Here is a 22,922-nt window from a genome sequence, read left to right as displayed (position 1 = left end):
TAAAATGATTCGCTGAGAATATATTTTACATTTTTTTCTTCATGCCTAATTTCATAATAAACTCTTAACATTATATAAGATTTTAGTCATATTTTGTAAATTGGCTCGCTATGACTTTATACCCTATAAATTCAGGAAATTTTAAGTTAGATGGTGGAGCCATGTTTGGTGTTGTGCCGAAATCCCTTTGGAGCAGAACCAATCCTGCAGACGAAAATAATATGATAGATTTAACCGCTAGATGTCTACTTATTGAAGATGGAAATCGGATTATTTTAATTGATACAGGGATGGGCAACAAACAATCTGAAAAGTTTTTCGGGTACTATCATTTATGGGGTGATGATAGCATTGACGGCTCCTTAAAAAAACACGGTTTCCATCCAGATGATATCACCGATGTGTTTTTGACACATTTGCATTTTGATCATTGCGGTGGAGCTATTGAATGGAATAAGGATAGAACGGGCTATGAACCAGCCTTTAAAAACGCCAATTTTTGGAGTAATAAAAATCATTGGGAGTGGGCTGTAAATCCAAATGCTAGAGAGAAAGCATCTTTTTTGAAGGAGAATATTTTACCCATAGAAAAAAGCGGTCGTTTAAAATTTACCGATATTCCAAAAGGCAATATACTTAAAAACTCTGCATTGGGTTTTGATGTTTTTTTTGCCGACGGGCATACAGATAAACAAATGATTCCAATGATTCATTATAAGGGTAAAACTATTTGCTTTATGGCCGATTTACTACCAACCGCAGGCCATTTACCTTTACCTTATGTTATGGGCTACGACATGCGTCCTTTATTAACTTTAGACGAAAAAGAGAAGTTTTTAAACATGGCTGCAGACAATGGCTTTTATTTATTTTTAGAACATGATGCTTATAACGAAGTTATAACAGTAAAACATACCGAAAAAGGCGTAAGATTGGATCAAGTCTTATCGGCCAATGAGGTGTTTAATTAAGAAGGACTAATTCAAATATAAAAATGAGAACAATTAAACAATTAGCATTTATAGCAGTGCTATCAGCCCTATTATCTGGGTGCGGAAGTACTGGGGCAATTCTATTAACCCCAGAGGAAAACATTGATGCCATTCCATTAAAAGTTTCAGATTTAACTGAAGCCGAAAAACAAAACTGGGGGCATTTAGACTTATTGGTTGATACTATACCAGGAATGAGTGTTGATAAAGCTTATGCCGAAATCATCAAAAACAGAAAAGGAAAAAAAGTGATTGTTGCAGTGATTGATTCAGGCATTGATATTGACCATGAAGATTTAGATGCCAATATTTGGACGAATAAAGACGAAAAACCAGGAAACGGGAAGGACGATGATAAAAACGGCTACATTGATGATGTGCATGGATGGAATTTCTTAGGTGATGGTTACAACGAACAATTAGAATATGTAAGGATTTTAGCGAATGGCAACACAAGCCATCCCGATTATGCGGCTGCTAAAGCTGAATATGAAAAAGAATATGCAAAGTATACGCAATACAAAACGCAATATGATCAAATTTATCAGCAAGTTAAAGGTGCTCACGAGGCTCTAACAAAGCATTTCGGAACGAAAGACTATACACAAAAAGAAGTTGCTGCATTAAAAACGGATGATCAAACATTGTCTCAAGCAAAACAAGTTGCTCAATTTATGTTTAACAATGATATAGAGTCTATGGAAGATGCTTTAGAAGAAATTAATAATTCATTAAAAAGTATCAATGAGCGTTTAAATTTCCATTTAAACAAAAACCACAAAGGAAGAGTTAACGGGGACGATCCAGAAGATATGAACTTAAAGTTTTATGGCAATGGCAATGTAAAACCAGTAAAAAAAGATGAGAGCCATGGTACGCACGTAGCAGGTATTATTGCGGCAGAACGCAACAATGGTAAAGGCGCTAATGGTGTTGCAAACAATGTTGAGATTATGAGCATAAGAGCCGTACCAAATGGTGATGAGTATGATAAAGATGTGGCGCTTGCTATTCGCTATGCAGTCGATAATGGCGCTTCAATCATAAATGGTAGTTTTGGGAAAAGCTTTTCTCCCCGTAGTGATTGGGTTAGAGAAGCTATTGCTTATGCTGCTGAAAAAGATGTAGTATTTGTTCATGCCGCGGGGAACGATAGTAAAAATGTTGACGAAGAACCTAATTTTCCCGATGATAATATCAATGGAAAAGAAATCTCAGATACTTATATCAGAGTTGGTGCTTTAGCACCTAAATATGGATCTGGGTTACTCGCCAGTTTTTCTAATTATGGAAAAAATAATGTAGATATATTTGCGCCTGGCGCAAAAGTATATTCTACCACACCAGAAAATGAATATGATACCAAAGGTGGTACATCAATGGCGGCTCCAGCTGTGGCTGGTGTTGCAGCATTAATTCGTTCTTACTATCCTAAATTAAGTGCAGCACAGGTAAAGAAAATCATTTTAGATTCTGGATTGGATATTAAAACCAAAGTTATTGTTGGTGGTAATTCAGAAAATATCAAACCATTTGCAGATGTGGTAAAATCTGGAAAAATTGTTAACGCCTATAATGCCTTAATTATGGCATCAAAAATGGCAAACTAAAACCTATAAATTCTTTAAGGTTCCTTAAAAACTATTTTTGAGCAACCTTTTCTAATTGGTCTATCTATGAAAAGAATTCCGTTATATACTCTTGTTTTTTTAGTAATTGCATCATGTTCAGGAACAAAAGATGTAGTTAATGCTCCAACCGCTCCTAAAGCACCTAAGCCTCCAATACCGTCATCAACATCAGCATCAGCATATTGGCAACAGCATGTGGATTACAAAATGGAAATTGATATGGATGTGAATACCTACCAATATAAAGGAAAACAGGAGTTGGTATACACCAATAACTCTCCTGATGCGCTTGATAAAGTGTTTTATCATTTATATTTCAACGCATTTCAACCGGGAAGCGAAATGGATTTACGCTCCAGAACAATAGCGGACCCCGATTCGAGAGTTGGTGACAGAATCAGTAAGTTACAACCTGATGAAATTGGTTATATTAAAGTGAGTTCTTTGAAACAAGACGGAATACCAATCAACTACGAAACCGTTGGTACTGTATTGGAAGTAGCTTTGGCAAAACCTATTCAGCCTGGAGAAAGCGCTACCTTTAATATGGATTTTAATGCACAAGTGCCTCTGCAGATTCGTCGTTCGGGCAGAAACAATAAAGAGGGCGTTGCCCTGTCCATGACGCAATGGTTTCCTAAACTTGCTGAGTATGATTTTGAAGGCTGGCACGCTGACCCGTATATTGGTCGAGAATTTCATGGTGTTTGGGGAAATTTTGATGTGAAATTAACCATTGACAAAAACTACGTGGTTGGTGGTACGGGCTATTTGCAAAGCGAAAATGTAAATGGTTCTAAAAAGACGCTACATTACAAAGCCCCAAACGTACACGACTTTACATGGGCTGCAGACCCCGATTATATTCACGACACCGCACAAGTACCTAATGGCCCTTTGCTAAACTTTTATTACAAAAATACTTTAGACAAGGACAAGCTTGAAAATTGGAAGAAATTGCAACCAAAAACTGTGGACTTAATGCAGTACTTTAGTGAGCATATTGGGACATATCCTTATAAACAATATTCTGTAATCCAAGGTGGTGATGGCGGTATGGAATATGCCATGTGTACCTTAATTACTGGAAATCGTAGTTTTGGGAGTTTGGTTGGTGTAACGGCACATGAGTTAGCACACACGTGGTTTCAATTTTTGTTAGCCACTAACGAAGCAAAACACGAGTGGATGGATGAGGGCTTTACTAGTTACATTAGTCATTGGGCCATGAATGATATCTTTGATAGAAATAACCCAAATCCCTCTGCAAATTCTTACAACGACTATCTTTATTTAGCAACTTCAGGAAAGGAGCAGCCCCTAACAACTCATGCAGACAGATATCAATACAATCAGTCCTATGGAATTTCAGCTTACAGTAAAGGTGAGGTTTTTATGGCGCAATTGGGGTATGTTATAGGCGATGGCAATCTTAAAAAAACCATTAAGCAATATTTTAAAGATTGGGCATTTAAACATCCAACGCCTATGAATTTTATCCGTGTTGCAGAAAAAGTTTCGGGCTTGGAGTTAGACTGGTATTTAATGGATTTTGCGCAAACTACAAACACTATTGATTATGCTGTAAAATCTGTTGCAAATAAAAGTGTCACCTTAGAGCGTAAAGGCTTAATGCCAATGCCGATAGATTTAGCGGTTACCTACACTGATGGTTCTACCGAAAGTTTCTATATTCCTTTACAAATGATGCGTGGTGAAAAACCAACCTCAGCAACCATAATAAAAGATTGGGCTTGGGCGTATCCAACATACACATTTGAAGCCTCAAAACCTGTAAAATCTGTGCAGATTGACCCTAGCGGTTATATGGCTGATGTAAACAAAACTGATAATACCTGGACAAAAGATGAAGAAAGAAGACCTTAAGGCGGTAAGTACTGAAGATTTAAAGAAAAAATACAAAACCTTTAAAATAGCTTTCTACATATTAGCCTCCATTGTTGGGCTTATGTTTGTAATAAGTTATTTCAATTGGCGCGAAGGTGGTTTTAATGCTACTGTGTTGATGCCTGTTTTTTTCATTCCAATGGTGCTTATAAATTATCTAAATTTCAAAAACATTAAGAAGGAACTAGATTCTAGGACTGATAACTAATATCAAGACGTTTTTCTTTTAAACCACCAAGTGCTCTTGTATAACTCTACCTTGGCAACGCGCTCTCGATTATACAAAAGCACTTCGTTTTTTGTAATGGTTCTGCTCCTAAATCCAAATATGTGAAATATAGGTTTTGCTAAAAACTGGGCCACCTTTAAATTAGCTTTTAAAACCCCCATTTTTTTGTCCTGCCAAGAAATTCCTGGTAAAAAAACCAATAAGGCATCAGCATTGAGGCGACGTAACAATCTTGATAACTTTAGAAAAAATGGTAAAATGGGTTTAATGATAAAAAAGCCTTCATTTCCTTTATTTTGATAAAGGGGCATAAACATGTATCCGTTATAATCGGAATATAAATCCGTGCCATTATAACTGGCTACTGGAGCGCCTTTGGCAACAGGCTGAAAACTTTTAAAGCCATCATACATTTTAAAATTATCTTCGTCCGATATTTTTTGTAAATGTATAATTTCATAAAAATGGTCAGCGTTTTCTGAAGCTAATTTTAATGTTTTTAAATGCGTTTTCACATTAACTTTGTCTTCATCCAATATTCCCGCGTAAACCATTGCTAGGTAAATAAAGGCTATATTGTTTTCAACCGATCTCAAATCATTATGCTGTCCAGACTCAAAACCAATAGAAACGTAGCCTAGTGTGTTAATGTAGCTCAATAAAGCGCCTTCCAAATATTCTTCAATTCCTAAAACAATGGGTACAGGAAATAACTTTGAGAACTCGCGGTTAATCAAGGCATCATTAATTGTAATAAAAGGCAATGTTTTGCTTGATGTAGTGTGTAAATCGATAAAGTAAAGCGGCCCTTTATTTCTTTCAAGAATAAGTTGTAATAAAAAAAATAATTCTTTTAACTGGAACTCTTCTACGTTTTCACTTTTTTTTGATAGAATATTAGTGATTTTTTCCTTTGTCCACATTCTATTCAAATCTTGATCTAAAAACCGCTGATTTTCATCTAATGCTTTTAGGTTTCCCAAGACACAATAAAGGTTTCCATTGATGGCAAATGGTTCTAAAGTTTCATATACCTTTTGCAGTGCTTTTACCCCAGCTTTTTCATTACCATGTATGCCCGAAAAAAAGACTATTGTAGGTAATTCTGTGCCTTTTTCAACCTTATAAAGTACATGAGAACCCACATCCATGTGTGTTATTTTTTCTTGAATTGTATTCATGCCTACAAATCATTAGAGGTGATTAATCCAATCAATTTATTTTCCTTCGTTATTGGTAGTAAATGAATGTTATGCTTTTCCATCAGTGCCTTAGCCTTTTCAATTTTAGTTTGATCATCAATAGTTATCACATCCTTAGTCATAATACTACCAACTGCATGAATATCATTATCTTTAAGGTGTTCAAAATCCTTAACATCTCTCCATGATAAAACGCCTAGTAATTCTTTATTATGATTAATTACGGGCATATGATGAATATTCTTCCATTGCATGATATTTAGTACCAATTCAATACTATCTCTTTCGTAAACTGAGAAAATATCTGTGCGCATAATATGCTTTACTGTCTTATTTTCCCTGTCTGGCAATTCTGTTGTTTCTTGTAAAATACGCCACGTAGAAACAGGATAATCGCGCTCTTGTTTTTCAAATATTTTAGAGGTTAAAATTTGCATTGCTTCAAACCGCTTGTGACCCTTGAGTAAATGTCGGTAACTACGGATCATCCACTCAGAACCATTCAAATTGTATACTCTATTTTTAATTATCGATAAATAGTATTCTGCATCCTTTGGAGACACGCCAAATTTGTACAAACCTTTATAGGCCATTGGTAATAACTCGTCTAAAATTAAATCCAGACAAGACACATACTTTCCGTCCCAGTAAATCTGTGCAGCCATACCATATCTTGCTGCATTAAAAAAGTTTGTTTTAACATCTTTAAAATCCCATTTTTTATGAATTTCACTAAATTTTTTTGGTTTACCCATCATAACACCTACCCAAAAAACCATGTTTGCTATCTCGTCTACCATAGTTGGCCCTGATGGGATATATCTATTTTCAATTCTTAAATGTGGTACATTATTGCCAACGCCATAACACACTCTATTCCAAGGGTAAACGGTACCGTTGTGCAATTGTAACGCTAACAATTTTGGGATTTCACCATTCTCAATAATATCTACACTATCTTTTATGTAATCTGACGTTAAAAAACTACGGAATCTGGAGATGTTGTCTTTAAAAATATCGGTAACCGAACCATTATACCAGTTTTTTCCAAAACTAACACGAGATTGGTTTTCGTTAAGCAAAAACGAATTTGTTCTAGTATCAATACTTTGTGTAAAAAGTGCAATTCTAGTCTCACTCCACAGTTCTTTACCAAATAATAAAGGAGAATTAGTACAAGCGCTCAAAATAGGCCCGCAATGGCCTGAGCCCAATTATAAGTGTCAATAAACACGCTTGGGTTTACCTGTAAATGCATCTGGAAACTGGTATTACAGCCCTCCAGCATTACAGAGTCAAACAATAAATTAAGCTCATCTACACCTTGTATATGAATATTAAAATCTTCTTTTCTAGAGTCCTTAATAGCTTCGTTTAAAACCGTGTAGCGTTTTAATGGCGTCATTTGGCTTTCACCAATATTATCTAGCCCAATAGACGGCAAAATACCTGTAAGTACAATTTTGGTGTTCTTTTTTTCTGCTGCATCCCCGGCTTTTTTAAGCAATTTTTTTAGCTGTTTATGTAACTTAGAAAAACAATCGCCTTTAAGTACAATAGGGTCTAAATTGGCTTCAAGATTATAATTTCCTATCTCGGTTGTAAAATGGTCGTCATTTATATCCTCAAGTATTTCTAAAGCATTATTGCTTGGTGAAAAGTTGGGTTTTACTAAACAAAACTCTTGTTCTGCACCAATGCGAATAGGCTCTGTTTCAATCATACCTCTCTCTAACATGATATCCAGCGCCCTAATATCATTTAATAAGTGGTGCACATAGTTTGCCCTATCTTTTTTCTTCTTTAGCTTTTTAACATCCATATTCCCCATGACCTCAAATAGTTTTAGGTGGTTTTCGTATGTTAAATTACTGTAATACAAGTTTTTATTCTATGATATTTGTCATAGCGAAAATCAGCTTTTAAAGCCATATATATTTGACATACTCTACATAATACAACTTGACTTTGTAAAAAAAATCGTCTACCTTCGTTAACGACGGATATAAGCCCCTTGTGCTGAGCTTGTCGAAGTATTACAACGGCGCATATCCGAAATCTCGTTAACGAAACCCTTAAAAACACCCCAAAACCAATCCCAGCATTTCATTACCTTTAGCACTTTAATACAAGGCATTTGAAATTTACATACCCGAAAAAAGAAAAACTCAAAAGCAAAAAGCTGATTGATCAATTGTTTACTGAAGGGCAATCGGTATCTGCATTTCCATTGCGTCTCGTTTATCTAGGCACTACTTTTGATGATGATGTGTTAATAAAAACAGGGGTGTCGGTGTCTAAACGGAATTTTAAAACCGCGGTGGATAGAAATCGTATAAAACGTTTGTTAAGAGAAGCTTACAGGCTTAATAAAGCAGTTGTTTTTAACAATTTAACAACACAATACGCGTTTATGATTTTGTACATTGGCAAAGAGAAGCCCTCTTACGCCCGGGTTGAAACCAGTATGAAACATCTGTTTGAAAAGTTTTTAAGCAAAGTTTCCGAATCTTAAACTAAAATCACGATGAAGTTGTTTTCTTATATATTAATTATCATGTTGCCTTTGATGTGCGCATCGCCCAATAATGATAAAACATTTGATTATGCCGAATCTGCTGATGTTGATTATGAAGGTGAGGTCTTGAATTCTAAGGTTTTTAAAACTTATGGCGCTCCTGCTACACAGGAAGAAGTAGAACAAAAAATTATAAAAACCTCTTTTTTAAAGTTTGAAACCGACGATTTAGAGAAAAGCTATAGTCAAATTATAAAAGCCGTAAAAACAAACAAGGGCTTTGTACAAGACGATAATTCTAGTAAATCGTACAACACCTTAACCAGGAGGCTAACCATTAGAATACCGACCTTAAGCTTTCAAACCGCTATAGATTCCATTAGTAAAAATGTATCTTATTTTGATAGTAAGCGCATTTCCGCAAAGGATGTTACCGAAGAATTTATAGACCTGGAAGCCAGATTAAAGGCGAAACAAACCTTAGAAAAACGGTATTTAAATCTATTGGAAAAAGCTAAAAACGTAAAAGAGATACTGGAGATAGAACGAGAGCTTTCTAATATTCGAGAGGAAATTGAAGCTAAACAAGGTCGCTTAAAATATCTTCAAAATAAAGTATCCTTAAGCACTATTGAGATAGAATTTTATAAATTAACCTCTGGCGCTCCTGTAGCAACAAGTTATGGTACAAAAATGTGGAATGCCATTAAAGGCGGGTTTGATGGTATTTCGGTATTCTTTTTGGACCTGCTTTATATTTGGCCACTAATACTAATCGTAATTATTGGTATATTTCTGTTAAGACGCTACCTTAAAAAAAGTAAAAAATAATAGTCCTCATGAAAAAATTACTTCAAAAGAAAATAGTAATACCAGCGTTATTGTCCGTTGTGTTTTTAAGCGCAACAGCATTTAAAAATGATTTTTTTGAAATCGCGAAACAAATAGAAATTTTCACAACACTGTATAAGGAGGTCAATATGAATTATGTTGATGAAACCAATCCTGCAGATTTGATGGATACCGCTATAAAAAGCATGCTGGACGATTTAGATCCGTACACACGTTTTATGAACGAACAAGATGTAGAAGCGGCTAGAATTAATAATACTGGCGATTATACAGGTATTGGAGCGCGTGTAAAAACCTTAAAAGATAAATTGGTAATTGTTGAGCCTTATAAAGATTATCCTGCGGACAAAGCGGGCTTGAAGGCTGGAGACGAAATTATTAAAGTAGGAGATATCTTGGTTGCCGACTATAAGGACGATTCTGGTAATTTACTAAAAGGCGCCTCAGGAAGCACAGTAAATGTAACCTTTAAACGTAATAACGAAACTAAGAACGCCACTATAGAACGTGCTGAAGTTGAAATAAAAGCTGTACCGCATTACTCCTTGGTGGATGAAAAAACCGGGTATGTAGTGTTGCGTAAATTCAACCGAAAAGCATCAGCGGAAACCAGTTACGCCATTAGAGATTTAAAAGCCCAAGGTGCTGAACGCATGATTTTAGACTTAAGAGGAAATCCAGGAGGCCTTCTTAATGAAGCGGTAAATATTGTAAACCTATTTGTACCAAAAGGGCAGCTTGTGGTTACCACAAAATCTAAAGTGAAGAAGTACAACAAACAGTATTTTACCTCCAGAGAGCCTTTAGATACAGAAATCCCTTTAGTGGTTTTAATTGATGGCTCCAGTGCTTCGGCGAGTGAAATTGTTTCGGGTACTTTACAAGATTTGGACCGCGCCGTTATTGTGGGGGCGCGTAGTTTTGGCAAAGGCTTGGTGCAGCGTCCTAAACGTTTAACCTATGGTACGCAAGTAAAAATTACTATTTCTAGATATTACACGCCTTCTGGCAGATGTATTCAGTCCTTAGATTACTGGAACAGAAATGAGAATGGTGAAGCGGTACGCGTTAAACAAGAAAACTATAATGAGTTTAAAACTAAAAACGGACGTAAGGTGTTCGACGGAGGTGGTGTCTTTCCAGATGTAACCATCAATAAAGTAAAAAACACCACAATTACAAATGCCATTATTAATAGTGATTTAATCTTTGATTATGCTACGGCGTATTATTATAAAAATCCATCCCTATCCATAGATGATTTCAAACTTAGTGATGCGGATTTCAAAGACTTTAAAACCTTCTTAGATAAGAATAATTTTTCGTTTACTACAGATACAGAAAAAGCACTTTACAAAGCCTACGAAACCTCAGTTAAAGAAAATTTAAATGACGATATAAAGGTAGACTACGACGCGCTTATTTCTGGACTAAGAGCATCAAAAACTAAGGCGATTGACGAACATAAAGATTTTATCTTAAAATCGCTTACAGAGGAAATTGTGAAACGATACGCATATCGTGAAGGTTTATATGAATATTATAAGGACAATGATGCGGATATTCAAAAAAGTACGCAAATCCTCGGTAATACCATGACATATATGGATTATTTAAGGTAAATTTCACAAAAATACTATCTTTATCAATTAATCGCTTCCCCAAGAATGCATAGACTACTAATAATCATATTGTTATGCCTTCAAATGAGTAGTGCGTTTTGTCAAACGCAATATACACACGACGTGTATTTTAATACTGATGAATTTGTTGTGCCAACAACCGAAGAAAACAGGTTGCTGTTGTTTATATCTGGGCTTCACGATATTGAAATAGAATCGATTGCAATTTACGGGTTTTGTGATGATGTAGGCGCCGATTCTTATAATATGCTACTATCCCAACAGCGTGCAGATGCTATAAAATCCATTTTTGCTAACAATGACATTAGTGAGTCATTAATAAGAAACGTAGACGGAAAGGGAGAAATATTACTTAAAATCGTTAACGAAAAAGATGTTTTAAAAATACGCGGACTTAACAGAAAGGTAGAAATTATTGTTACTGAGAAGAAACCAGAACCTGAAAAAAAAGTAGAACCTACCTCGAAGGAAATTGTTGAAAACCTAAGTGTACCAGAACAAATAAAAGGAGATATAAAAGTTGGGGATAAAATTCTTTTCAAAAATATCTTATTTAAAACAGGTTACAGTACTGTGTTATCTGAATCTAAAAAAACATTAGAGGAAATAGCCAAAGCTTTAGTGGAGCGAGATGATATCTATTTTACTATTCAAGGACACGTGTGCTGTACAAAATATACCCGCGATGCAGTTGATAAAAGAACTAAAAAAAGAAACCTCTCGGTTTCTAGGGCAAAATATGTTTACGACTATTTTGCAAAAAAAGGCGTGGATAAAAAACGAATGCGTTACATAGGTATGCGCAGAAAGTTTCCTTTAGGGGGCGACCCAAAATTTGATAGACGTGTTGAAATTGTAATCACCTATGTAGGGGATAACACGAAATAAACTATAATGTTATACAGGTTTCGCTTCATATGCCTCGCTTTATTATTCTTATCAGAAGTGAGCCTTTCCCAAAATACGTTTGTACCCGATGATAATTTTGAACAAGCTTTAATTGATTTGGGTTATGATACTCCTCCTTTAAACGACTTTGTTCCAACAGCAAATATCAACAACGTAGCCGCTTTGAACGTTTCGTTATTAAATATTAACGACCTCGCTGGAATAGAAGATTTTGCGGCGTTAGAAGTCTTGGAATGTTCAGAAAACAACCTGACACAATTGGATGTTTCTAAAAACACCAATCTTACACAGCTATTCTGTGGTTTTAATGCCATAGAAAGTTTAGATGTTTCATTAAATCCAGAATTGATCATCCTTTGGTGTAATTTTAATAAAATTCCAAGTATAGACATTTCAAATAATCCTAAAGTAATATCCTTAATCTGTAGTAACAATTTATTGACTGAGCTTGATATCTCTAACAATCCATCTTTAAAAACTTTACTATGTATCGGTAATCAGCTTTCTAGTTTGGACGTAACCACTAATCCTGAATTGACTATTTTTCACTGTGGAAATAATGATTTAAATACGCTTGATGTGTCTCAAAATCCATTATTACAAGATTTTAATTTTGAATATAACAATCTTGAAAGTATTGATTTAACTAATAATACAGATCTGATACTACTATATTGCCTATCCAATAATCTGGAATCTTTAAATCTTGGCAACAATAGAAAATTAACAGTTTTAAGTTGTGGCGAAAATCAGTTAACTGAATTGGATCTAAGAGTTAATAGTAATCTCCAAGAACTATACTGCCAAACTAATTTATTAGGAGCACTTGATATTTCTTCCAATACAGCGATAAATACCCTAGATTGTAGTAATAATAAGCTTTGCCAACTAAATGTGAAAAACACAAATAATACAAATTTGCAACTATTTGATGCCACGTTAAATGGTGAATTGGTTTGTATTTTTGTGGATGACCCTGTTTATAGCGATACGAATTGGACCAATATTGATATGCAGTCTCGTTTTGTTTCTACAAGAGATGAATGCACCGAAATTCTTAACGACCTTCTTGGAATTGATGTTTTAGATGATGTTTATGCGTCTTCATATACACTTCCTGAAATATTTCTTGGTAATTATTATACTGAGCCTTTTGGAAATGGAATACAACTTAGTGCAGGAACTACCATTGATACATCACAAACCATATATATTTATAGTGAAAATGAGTGTTATGAAAAACAATCAAATTTTAATGTATTTATAACCCAAGGCGATATTTTTATTCCTAAATACTTTACACCTAACAATGATGGTATTAATGATGTTTGGAAGGTTGTTGATTTAAATCGTAGCGTAAACAATGTATCTATTTACGACCGTTATGGAAAACTTATAAAGTTCTTACCAAACAACGCTGAGGGCTGGAATGGAACTTATAATAATAAGGTTTTACCTAATGATACTTACTGGTATGAAGTTGTTCTAGATAACAGAAATGTGTTAAGAGGATATTTTGCCCTTAAACGTTAATTGACGTGAGTTCGATATAAGGTTTCCTTATTAATATACTGAAAAAGAACAAGTTGTCATTTCGACAGAGCGAGGAACGAGCGACGAGAAATCTCAAAAGCGATGAGATTCCTCCTCGATTGCTACACAATATACTTTCAATCAAAATATATTTTGATTTCAGTAGCGTTCGGAATGACATAATAAATCTTATTTTACAGATATTTAGCTGTTTAAATTGCAGTTTACGTCGAACTCACGTTAATTATTCTTTTATCATGGTAACATGTGGAATGCCATCCTCTTGGTACACATCACCTATAGCAAGAAACCCCATTTTTGTATAAAACCCTTTTAAATAACATTGTGCAGATATTTTTATTTTGGCTTCGTTTAAATAGTCTTCAACAGCTTTAATTGAAACCTCCATAATAGCATAACCATAGTTAAAAGCGCGCTCACTTTTCTTAACTACTACTCTACCTATACTTGCCTCATTAAAATAATCACCAGGTTTAAAAATACGAGTATACGCCACCAAAATATCATTTTTAAAACCTAAAACATGAATTGCGTTTTGGTCCTTTCCATCAATATCTTGATACACGCAATTCTGCTCCACCACAAAAACTTCACTTCGTAATTGCAGTAAATCATAAAGTTCGTTAGAGCTTAACTCATCAAACGTTTTTATCTTAATATCTAAACTCATACTTTTTTAATCCTGTACAATCACCTCCTTGGCATCATCTTTACCAAATTCTGGTTGAATATTTACATGGTTAATATCATATTTATCAAATACCAGTTCTTCTATATTTTTTAAAATTTTATCAAATTTTGATAACGTGATATCCTCATGAAAATCTATATGTGCTTCTAAATGAATTTCATCTTCATTTAATTGCCATACATGCACATGATGGGTATTTTTTACAGATTCAAAACTATTTATTTCATCAACAATACGTTGTATTGGAATACTATCCGGAGTAAATAACATTAATACTTTGGTGGAGTTTTTTAATAAATCCCAGCCCATCCAAACCAAATATAAAGCAATAGCAAAAGTTAACACACTATCTACCCAATACAGCTGATAATATTTCATCAAAAAACCACCAATAAGTACCGCTACACTTGCCATCATATCAGTAAGTAAATGGATATAGGCACTTTTCATATTCATATTGGCTTCAGAGTCTTTCTTCAGTAATAAAACACTAAAGCCATTACCTAAAATAGCAACAACTGATAACCAAATTACTAGGTTAGATTCAATTTTTTGCGGATTTTGAAAACGTTCTACAGCTTCAATAATCAATAACACTGCCACCACCATTAAAGTTGCGGCATTAACAAAAGCAGCCAAAATTTCAGCACGTTTATATCCAAATGTTTTTTGGTTTGACGCTTTTCGCTTTGCAAGTCGGTTAGCAACATAACTTATAATAAGTGATAGTACATCACTAAAATTATGCAGGGCATCACTTAATAAAGATAAACTTCCTGATAGAATACCACCGATAACTTGAGCTACGGTAATAACAATGTTAAGTAAAATTGATATAAAAAGATTACGACCTTTTAAGTCGCCATGGTGATGACGAGAGTGATTATGATCATGAGAATGTGACATCTATCAACAAGATAATGGAATTTTATCTATACGTTTTTGATGTCTTCCACCTTCAAATTCGGTATTTAAAAACGTTTCTACCATTTGTATAGCTTGTGGAATAGCAGTAAAACGTGCCGGTATACAAATAATATTAGCATTATTATGCTGGCGCGTAAGCTCTACAATTTCTTTAGTCCAACATAATCCAGCTCGCACTTCTTTATATTTATTCGCAGTCATGGCAACACCATTAGCACTTCCACATATTAAAATACCAAAATCAGCCGATTTATCTACAATTGTTTTTGCAACTGGATGTACAAAATCTGGATAGTCTACACTATCATGAACATCGGTACCGTAATTATTAACGGTATGTCCTTTGTTCTCTAAATATTCTTTTATAGCGAACTTATAATCTGTACCTGCGTGATCGTTTCCTATAGATATTGTCATGTTTACATTTAATATGTAGTTTTACGTTACAAAGTTACTAAAAGCAAATCCTGTTAACTAAACTTTTAATGACTTGTTAATATCTCTTGAGGGATTTTTATAAAAATAATTAGGAAAATCACTTTAAATTTTCAATCCATAACCTTTAGTTTACATGCAAATAAGTTAATGTAAATTTTTAGTTAAGTTATCAGCACCTCAACATATACTTTTAAGTGTTATTAATTAAAATACTTATTAAAAATTAGGTGTTAGTTTAGGTTGTAAACAATTGTTGATAGTATTTATAATACTATTAAAATATAATGAGTTACACTTTTAAAATCTGTTAATTTCTTATCAATAACATTCAATAAGATACAATTCAAAATAAACTCAAAAAAAGTTATACCAGATATTAACACACTATAATAACCATCATTTATTTTTTTAAATTTTAAAAAGAAAATATTAATATGATATAGAATGTGGATAACATGAAAAGTAATATTCAATTTTTTTTATGTAATCAAGAATAGCAAGTTTTATCTTTGTTTCTTTTTTACAGTGTATGAAGTCATTTTTCTTATTACTTTTTTTTCATAGCTTTTTAATAAGTCAAGAACAAGTAGGTTCTGATATAAATGGTGAGGGTACCAATGATTTTTCAGGAGAATCTATTTGTTTATCCGGTAATGGAAGAGTGCTTGCTGTTGGAGCAAGGAGTAATAATAATATAAACGGTTTTGCTTCAGGACATGTTAGAATATTCAAGTATGAATCTAATAATTGGATTCAAATTGGAAAAGATATTGATGGAGAAAGTAGTTTTGATGGATCTGGAAATTCTGTTAGTATATCATTCGACGGATCTATAGTTGCCATCGGAGCTCAATGGAATAATGGAAATGGTATGCGTTCAGGTCATGTTAGAGTTTATAAACTTGAAGGAGATAATTGGATTCAAATAGGATCTGATATTGATGGTGAATCTTCTGGTGATCTTTCTGGTTATGCAATTAGTTTATCATCAAATGGCAATATATTAGCAATTGGCGCTCCTTTAAATAATGGAGGAGATATAGGTTCAGGTCATGTAAGGGTTTATAAATATGATATAGATACATGGGTTCAGATTGGAAAGGATATTGATGGGGAAAATCTCCATGAAGGTTTAGGTAGCTCAGTGAGTGTATCATTAGATGGTTCTATTGTAGCAGTTGGTGTAAGTAATAATTCTGATAATGGCTTTGCTTCAGGCAGTGTTCGTATTTATAAAAATGAATTTAATAATTGGGTTCAGGTTGGTCAAAGTATTATAGGAGAAGATGAAGGAGACGCTTCTGGTGGTTCATTAAGTTTATCATCGGATGGTTCTATTATAGCAATTGGAGAGATGCGTAATGGTGATAATGGAATTGTTTCTGGACAAGTGCGCATTTACAAAAATGTAAAAAATAATTGGATACAGATTGGAGATGATATCAATGGAGATAGTAAGGGAGATGTTTTTGGAAACTCAGTTAGTCTTTCATCGGATGGTTTTATTCTAGCTATAGGAGCATCAGGTAATGATGTAAATGGAGAGGATTCAGGACAGGTAAAGGTCTATCAAAATCAATCCAATAGTTGGATTCAAATTGGAGATGGTATCAATGGTGAGTTTGTAAGAGATTCTTCAGGAGATTCTGTGAGCTTATCATCAGACGGTAGAATATTAGCTATAGGTGCATCTAGAAATAATGGAAATGGAGAAAACTCAGGTCATGTTCGTGTATATGATTTAAGTGCTGTTTTATCAACACAAAGTTTTCTAAAAGATTACTTTAAATATTACTCAAATCCTGTAAAAGAGGTTTTAAATATTAAATTAAATCAAGGTTTAGAATTAAAACAGATTAATATTTATAATCTGCAAAGTCAATATTTGTATTCTTCGAAAACATCAAAGATAAATGTAAGTAAATTATCAAGTGGTATGTATTTTATCGAGGTTGAAACCAATGTGGGTAAATCAGCTAAAAAAGTAATTATAGAGTAGTTTAAAGATTTCTAAATATTCATTTAATAATAAAACCGTAGCTTTGTAAAAACTTAATAGCTTCACTTCACCCTCTATTGAGTTTATTTAGAATGAATTCCTAACACTTTTAGGAAATGAATATGATTACAAAATTAAATGAGTAAAAAAAGAAAAGGGAAATCCAGAAAAAAAGGGATTTCCAACCTCACAAATACGATCTTAAGTATATTAAAAAAAGACAGAAATCAAGCCTTTAACTACAAACAAATAGCTGCAAAACTTGGCGTAAATGATGCCAGTAGTCGTAACCAAATTATAAAGACTTTAGCTAAACTTGCTGTAAAACAAGAGATACAAGAAGTAGATCGCGGTAAGTTTAAAGCTATAGTTAATGCCGAATACCATATTGGTGTTTTAGATATGTCTGCAAAAGGATCTGGTTATATTATTTCAGATGATTTTGAAGAAGATGTATTTATAGCATCAAACAATATCAATAAAGCCTTAAATGGTGACGAAGTAGAATTTTATGCGTTTAAGCGTAGAAAAAGAGGAAAAGTTGAAGGCGAAATTACCAATATTATAAAACGAGTAAAATCTGAATACGTAGGTGTCATTCAAATTCAGAAGAATAGTAATTATGCGTTTGTAGTGCCAGATAGCTCTAAGATGTATAAAGACATTTTTGTGCCTATCAATAAAACATTGAAAGCTGAAGATGGTGATAAAGTTTTAGTAACCCTTGAAGATTGGCCAGAAAATGCAGACTCACCCTATGGTAAAGTCAAACAAATTTTAGGTAAACCAGGAGAACACAATACAGAGATTCATGCCATTTTAGCTGAATATGGTTTACCTCACGAATTTCCTCATGATGTTGAGGCATTTGCAAATCAATTAGACACATCGATTACAGAAGCTGAAATAGCGAAACGTAGAGATATGCGTAAAGATTTAACCTTTACCATAGATCCTAAAGATGCGAAGGATTTCGATGATGCTTTATCTTTTGAAGTCTTAGATAATGGCTTGTATGAAATAGGAATACACATTGCTGATGTATCGCATTATTTACAAGAAGGTACTGTTTTAGATGATGAAGCTTACGAGCGTGCAACGTCTATTTACTTAGTAGATCGTGTGGTACCTATGTTACCAGAAGTATTATCAAATAACGCCTGTTCGTTACGTCCGCAAGAAGAGAAATACACCTTTTCTGCAGTGTTTCAAATAAATGATAAAGCCGAAATAAAAAACGAATGGTTAGGCAGAACAGTTACGTATAGTGATGCCCGTTATGCTTACGAAGAGGCGCAGTCTATCATTGAACAAAACCTTGATTTTGTCATTCCTGGGAAGGCAGGAATCTCTTCAATAAAAACACAGATACCAAAAGAAGTTTCATTAACTGGTGAACCTTATAATACCTCGCCAGAATTAGCAAAAGCAATTTTAACTCTAGACAGGTTAGCTAAAATCATGCGAAAAAAACGTATGAGTTCTGGTGCTATTTCTTTTGATAAAGTGGAGGTAAAATTCAATTTAGATAAAGATAATAATCCCGAAGGTGTGTATTTTAAAACCAGTAAAGATGCGAATAAATTGATTGAAGAATTCATGTTGTTAGCAAACAGAAAGGTTTCAGAATTTATAGGAAAACAAAGTCCGAAGAAAACCTTCGTCTATCGCGTACATGACGAACCAGATGAAAGTAAGCTAGCGTCATTACAAAATGTAGTGAGTCGCTTTGGATATAAACTTAATTTTAAAGATAGAAAATCTACAACTGCATCTTTAAACAATTTATTACAAGAGGTTGTTGGTAAAAAAGAGCAAAATTTAGTAGATACATTGGCGATACGAAGCATGAGTAAAGCAGAGTATACCACACATAATATTGGACATTACGGCTTAGCGTTTGATTATTACAGTCATTTTACGTCACCCATTCGTCGTTATCCAGATGTGATGGCACATCGTTTATTACAGCGGTATTTAGATGGTGGAAAATCTGCAAATGAAGAAGATTATGAAGAAAAATGCCAACACTCCAGTAACATGGAAATGTTAGCCACTAAAGCAGAACGGGATTCTATAAAATACATGCAAATTCGCTTTATGGAAGATCATAAAGATGAAGAATTTAAAGGTGTAATTTCAGGAGTGACAGATTGGGGTATTTATGTTGAAATCATTCAAAATAAATGTGAAGGTATGGTAAGTGTTCGCGACATGAAAGACGACCATTATGCTTTTGATCAAGATTTATATGCTATGGTTGGTAGGAGTTCTGGAATGACGTATCAGTTAGGAGACGAAGTTGTTGTAAAAGTGAAGAATACCGATTTAGTAAAGAAGCATTTAGATTTTAATTTGATTGGGAAGGTGGAATAACTTAGTTTTTGGAAGGATTCGTTGAAGTGTTTTTATTAAAAGAACGAATATCCAATTATTACTGATAGTGTATTATATTCAGAATCCCAAGCAGGTTCTCTAGTTAGTATATTTCTAGTATTTTGATATCTCATTTCTAAGCTATACTTATCGTAAAGTTTGTAACCTATTCCAAAAGCTAAATTTGAATTTGAGGTGATTTCTAATGAACTCACTATAACATTATCAGATCTTTTAAAATCTATTGAAGATTTTAAAGGTAAATCAATGACGTAGTAAGCGTTAATAAATATTTTTGATTTATCATTAAGAAAAAAATAATGTCTTAATCCAAAAGGAATTTCAATAGAATTATAGTTAACGTCTGTTATTAAAACTCCTCCTTCAAAATTAATAGAATTGGTAGTTTTTTTATACTTATAACTTTGGTAAGTTGGCTCAACTACAATTGCCCATTTGTTTTTGTTAAAAGGTAAAATAAACTCAGCTTCCAATCCAAATCCGAACCCTAACTTATTTTCAGATTCAATACTTGATAAAATAGAAGAAGGTGATTTTATGGTTAATGTTGAGTTATTAAAATGAGGACGTAAATTTAAATTAAATAAATCTCTTTTTTGTTTTTCAGTATAATTTCTTATTTCTTGGTTGTTGCACTGATTGTATTCAATAAAGAAATTAACTAAATCATTTTTATTATAATTTAGGTTTTTAACTCTAGTTATTTTGTAATTTGAACATTTCAAGTTATTCCATAATTGTTGTCTAAATCTATTATTTTCACGAATTTCATTTTCAAATGTTTTATAACTTTTGAAAATTAATTGCTCAATATTTGAGTTTTCTATGTTATAAAAATATCTTCTTAAATTATTATCCTTATACTCATACAAGTTAGCTTTACCCTCGATTAATACTTTTAAAAAAAGCTGTTCTTTTTTTAGATTTGGATCTTTATTTTTACTTAACTTATTAATATTTTCACTAGACCTGTCAATACTTACATGCTTTTTTATGTACTTTGAAATATTATAAATACCAAATTCTTTAACTGATTCTATCGTCTCTATTTTTGATTGACCCTTATCAGTTAATTTAAATTCAAATTTAGTGGGATTACTTCCCCAATCAAGGTTCTTGATTAAACAGTTTATTTTTTGATTCGAATTATCAATATAGTAACCTTTTTCGAAAGAAATTTGTGAATAACAATGTGTGCTTAAAATAGCGATAAAAATGATTAATAGTTTTTTTTTCATTATTATTAACTTTAGTTTAAATAACCCATAATATATCCATCTAATAAGCTTCGTTTTTAATGACTTATATTCGTCGTTAACGAATTTAGCTGAAATTTTTTATAGAGTCAATCAAAACTACCCTTTCAACTTCCCCTTCAAATACCCAAAAGCAGCATCAATATCTTCAAAAACATCGTCTTCAGGCACTAAATCAGGAATAATATCAACAGCTTCTAGCATGTCTTTTGGTTGCTCTTTAAGCCCTACCAAAAGCACTTCAATACCTTCTTCTTGCAAATCAAAAATAATATCTTCTAAAGCATATAAACCAGATTGATCCATATAAGGCACACGGTCCATTCTAAATATTACGGCTTTAACTTCATTTGGTAATTCAGATATTTGATCTTTAAAATAAGACGTAAACCCGAAAAACAACGATCCGTACAAATGTTTAATAATCACTTTATCTTTATAGGCTTCGTAAAATTCTTTTTCGTCTTGCCATGGTTTATTACCATCAATATCGGCAACCGCACCTACTTCTAAACCTTGTTCGCTAATATCTCCAGATTTTTTCATGAATAATAAACAGGCTAGTGCCACACCAATACCAACAGCTTGAATTAAGCTTCCAAAAGTGGTGATGAGTAACACTAAAATTAGTACAACAGCATCAGCACGAGGTACTTTAAGCAAATGTTTCAACCCTTTAAAATCAACAATTTTAAACCCAATAGGAATCAATAAACCAGCCAATACACAAAGTGGAATATGAGCTGCTAATTGCCCTAGACCTAACAAAACAGCTAGTAGAAAAAGGCCATGTAAAATACCTGATAATTTTGTTGTACCGCCAGCATTAATATTTACAACAGTACCTTTTGTGGCACCAGCACCAGGAATACCGCCAATAGCTGCAGCTATCATATTCCCTATACCTTGACCAATAAGTTCGCGGTTACTATTATGTTTTGTTTTGGTCATATTATCTGCTATAACCGACGTTAATAACGAATCAATACTTCCAAGAACTGCCAGAACTACAGCATATTCTACAATTGTTCCATACGCACTAGAATCTACTTCTAAAATACCACCTAACTGAAACGAAGGTAACCCAGAAGGAATTTCACCAATTAAAGGCACATCTATTTTAAAAAAATAAGCAATTAAGGTAGCAACAATTAAAGCTACCAACGCACTTGGAATAGCTTTGGTAATTTTAGGAAATACAAAGTATATGAGAATGGTAATGCCACCTAACATAAGTGCATACAAATTAGCATCAGTAAATAGTTGAGAAAAGTTTTGAATAACCGCTATAGTAGATTTTGAGGAACCCAAACCAGCAAAAGGAAATAATTGCAGTATCACAATTATAAGGCCTACACCACTCATAAACCCAGAAACCACAGGGTAAGGAAAGTATTTTACATAACTCGCAATATTTAGAAATCCAAAAACAACTTGGAACAAACCGCCTAATAAAAAACTGAGTAAAATAATAGGCATAGCGTTTTCAATACTTCCTGTCATTTCTATAGCAACAGCTACTAAGGTTGCTGATACCACCGTCATAGGACCTGTTGGACCGCTAGCCTGTGTTTCGGTACCACCAAACATTGCCGCAAAAACCCCAACAGCAATAGCGCCATAAAGGCCAGCTGTAGCACCCATACCGGATTGTACACCAAAAGCAAGTGCAAGTGGCAACGCAACCACACCCGCAACCAAACCACCTGTAAAATCTCCTTTTAAATTTTTGATGTTATAAAACTTTGATAGCATATTTTAATTTTTAAAAATTAT

General features: G+C 33.5%; 19 protein-coding genes. 11 read left to right on the top strand and 8 right to left on the bottom strand.

Going from position 1 to position 22,922, the window contains the following annotated elements:
• Positions 1 to 110: 110 nt before the first annotated feature.
• The 4 genes from AC1B0Z_RS11550 (at position 111) to AC1B0Z_RS11535 (ending at position 4,739) form a co-directional block, all read left to right on the top strand.
• Positions 111 to 971 (top strand): MBL fold metallo-hydrolase, encoded by an 861-nt coding sequence (locus AC1B0Z_RS11550; protein ID WP_483792195.1) that lies wholly within the window; start codon positions 111 to 113, stop codon positions 969 to 971.
• A 23-nt stretch (positions 972 to 994) separates the two neighbouring features.
• Positions 995 to 2,602 carry a S8 family peptidase gene (locus AC1B0Z_RS11545; protein ID WP_483792194.1) on the top strand — a complete coding sequence of 536 codons (1,608 nt, stop codon included), beginning with the start codon at positions 995 to 997 and terminating at the stop codon, positions 2,600 to 2,602.
• Positions 2,603 to 2,668: 66 nt separating this feature from the next.
• The gene (locus AC1B0Z_RS11540) at positions 2,669 to 4,510 is read left to right on the top strand and encodes a M1 family metallopeptidase (protein ID WP_483792193.1); all 1,842 of its coding nucleotides are present in this window, start codon (positions 2,669 to 2,671) and stop codon (positions 4,508 to 4,510) included.
• Positions 4,491 to 4,739, top strand: a complete 249-nt coding sequence (locus tag AC1B0Z_RS11535; RefSeq protein ID WP_483792191.1) for a hypothetical protein — start codon at positions 4,491 to 4,493, stop codon at positions 4,737 to 4,739. Before AC1B0Z_RS11540 ends, AC1B0Z_RS11535 begins: the two co-directional genes overlap by 20 nt.
• 2 nt (positions 4,740 to 4,741) lie before the next feature.
• Here AC1B0Z_RS11535 and AC1B0Z_RS11530 read toward each other — a convergent pair whose 3' ends face one another.
• The 3 genes from AC1B0Z_RS11530 to AC1B0Z_RS11520 are packed head-to-tail and all read right to left on the bottom strand — an operon-like array spanning position 4,742 to position 7,793.
• Positions 4,742 to 5,941, bottom strand: a complete 1,200-nt coding sequence (locus AC1B0Z_RS11530; RefSeq protein WP_483792190.1) for a succinylglutamate desuccinylase/aspartoacylase family protein — start codon at positions 5,939 to 5,941, stop codon at positions 4,742 to 4,744.
• Between the two features lie 2 nt (positions 5,942 to 5,943).
• A complete protein-coding gene (locus tag AC1B0Z_RS11525) occupies positions 5,944 to 7,149 on the bottom strand; it encodes a CBS domain-containing protein (RefSeq protein WP_483792189.1) in 1,206 nt (401 codons plus the stop codon).
• Entirely contained in the window at positions 7,146 to 7,793 is a 648-nt protein-coding gene (locus AC1B0Z_RS11520; protein ID WP_483792188.1) for a hypothetical protein, read from the bottom strand. The genes AC1B0Z_RS11525 and AC1B0Z_RS11520 overlap by 4 nt, the downstream gene beginning before the upstream one ends.
• A 306-nt stretch (positions 7,794 to 8,099) precedes the next feature.
• Between AC1B0Z_RS11520 and rnpA the strand changes: the two genes are divergently transcribed.
• Genes rnpA through AC1B0Z_RS11495 form a run of 5 tightly spaced genes read left to right on the top strand, consistent with a single transcriptional unit; the run spans position 8,100 to position 13,417 of the window.
• On the top strand, positions 8,100 to 8,477 hold the full coding sequence (gene rnpA / locus AC1B0Z_RS11515) for a ribonuclease P protein component (RefSeq protein WP_483792187.1): 378 nt from the start codon (positions 8,100 to 8,102) through the stop codon (positions 8,475 to 8,477).
• Between the two features lie 12 nt (positions 8,478 to 8,489).
• Complete coding sequence (locus AC1B0Z_RS11510; RefSeq protein ID WP_483792186.1) at positions 8,490 to 9,311, top strand: DUF4349 domain-containing protein; 822 nt, start codon at positions 8,490 to 8,492, stop codon at positions 9,309 to 9,311.
• An 8-nt stretch (positions 9,312 to 9,319) separates the two neighbouring features.
• Positions 9,320 to 10,954, top strand: coding sequence for a S41 family peptidase (locus tag AC1B0Z_RS11505; RefSeq protein ID WP_483792184.1), 1,635 nt, complete (start codon positions 9,320 to 9,322; stop codon positions 10,952 to 10,954).
• Positions 10,955 to 10,999: 45 nt separating this feature from the next.
• Entirely contained in the window at positions 11,000 to 11,863 is an 864-nt protein-coding gene (locus tag AC1B0Z_RS11500; protein ID WP_483792182.1) for an OmpA family protein, read from the top strand.
• A gap of 57 nt (positions 11,864 to 11,920) precedes the next feature.
• On the top strand, positions 11,921 to 13,417 hold the full coding sequence (locus AC1B0Z_RS11495; RefSeq protein ID WP_483792180.1) for a T9SS type B sorting domain-containing protein: 1,497 nt from the start codon (positions 11,921 to 11,923) through the stop codon (positions 13,415 to 13,417).
• Positions 13,418 to 13,661: 244 nt separating this feature from the next.
• Here AC1B0Z_RS11495 and AC1B0Z_RS11490 read toward each other — a convergent pair whose 3' ends face one another.
• The 3 genes from AC1B0Z_RS11490 to rpiB are packed head-to-tail and all read right to left on the bottom strand — an operon-like array spanning position 13,662 to position 15,473.
• Entirely contained in the window at positions 13,662 to 14,108 is a 447-nt protein-coding gene (locus AC1B0Z_RS11490) for a GNAT family N-acetyltransferase (protein WP_483792178.1), read from the bottom strand.
• 6 nt (positions 14,109 to 14,114) lie between these two features.
• The gene (locus AC1B0Z_RS11485) at positions 14,115 to 15,035 is read right to left on the bottom strand and encodes a cation diffusion facilitator family transporter (RefSeq protein WP_483792176.1); all 921 of its coding nucleotides are present in this window, start codon (positions 15,033 to 15,035) and stop codon (positions 14,115 to 14,117) included.
• Between the two features lie 3 nt (positions 15,036 to 15,038).
• A complete protein-coding gene (gene rpiB / locus AC1B0Z_RS11480; RefSeq protein ID WP_483792175.1) occupies positions 15,039 to 15,473 on the bottom strand; it encodes a ribose 5-phosphate isomerase B in 435 nt (144 codons plus the stop codon).
• Positions 15,474 to 16,023: 550 nt separating this feature from the next.
• Here rpiB and AC1B0Z_RS11475 point away from each other — a divergent pair.
• Together AC1B0Z_RS11475 and AC1B0Z_RS11470 are read left to right on the top strand one after the other, a co-directional pair.
• Complete coding sequence (locus tag AC1B0Z_RS11475) at positions 16,024 to 17,493, top strand: T9SS type A sorting domain-containing protein (RefSeq protein ID WP_483792173.1); 1,470 nt, start codon at positions 16,024 to 16,026, stop codon at positions 17,491 to 17,493.
• A gap of 138 nt (positions 17,494 to 17,631) precedes the next feature.
• Positions 17,632 to 19,869 (top strand): ribonuclease R family protein, encoded by a 2,238-nt coding sequence (locus tag AC1B0Z_RS11470; RefSeq protein WP_483792172.1) that lies wholly within the window; start codon positions 17,632 to 17,634, stop codon positions 19,867 to 19,869.
• Between the two features lie 35 nt (positions 19,870 to 19,904).
• On the opposite strand, the gene AC1B0Z_RS11465 is transcribed toward AC1B0Z_RS11470, so the two are convergent.
• Together AC1B0Z_RS11465 and AC1B0Z_RS11460 are read right to left on the bottom strand one after the other, a co-directional pair.
• Positions 19,905 to 21,128, bottom strand: a complete 1,224-nt coding sequence (locus AC1B0Z_RS11465) for a porin family protein (protein ID WP_483792170.1) — start codon at positions 21,126 to 21,128, stop codon at positions 19,905 to 19,907.
• A 117-nt stretch (positions 21,129 to 21,245) separates the two neighbouring features.
• Positions 21,246 to 22,901, bottom strand: a complete 1,656-nt coding sequence (locus AC1B0Z_RS11460) for a SulP family inorganic anion transporter (protein ID WP_483792168.1) — start codon at positions 22,899 to 22,901, stop codon at positions 21,246 to 21,248.
• Positions 22,902 to 22,922: the final 21 nt, after the last annotated feature.

Source organism: Hyunsoonleella sp. J2K-J805 (assembly GCF_057167125.1).
The sequence above is the reverse complement of the archived record's forward strand: the minus strand, read 5'-3'. Positions and strand labels throughout refer to the sequence as shown.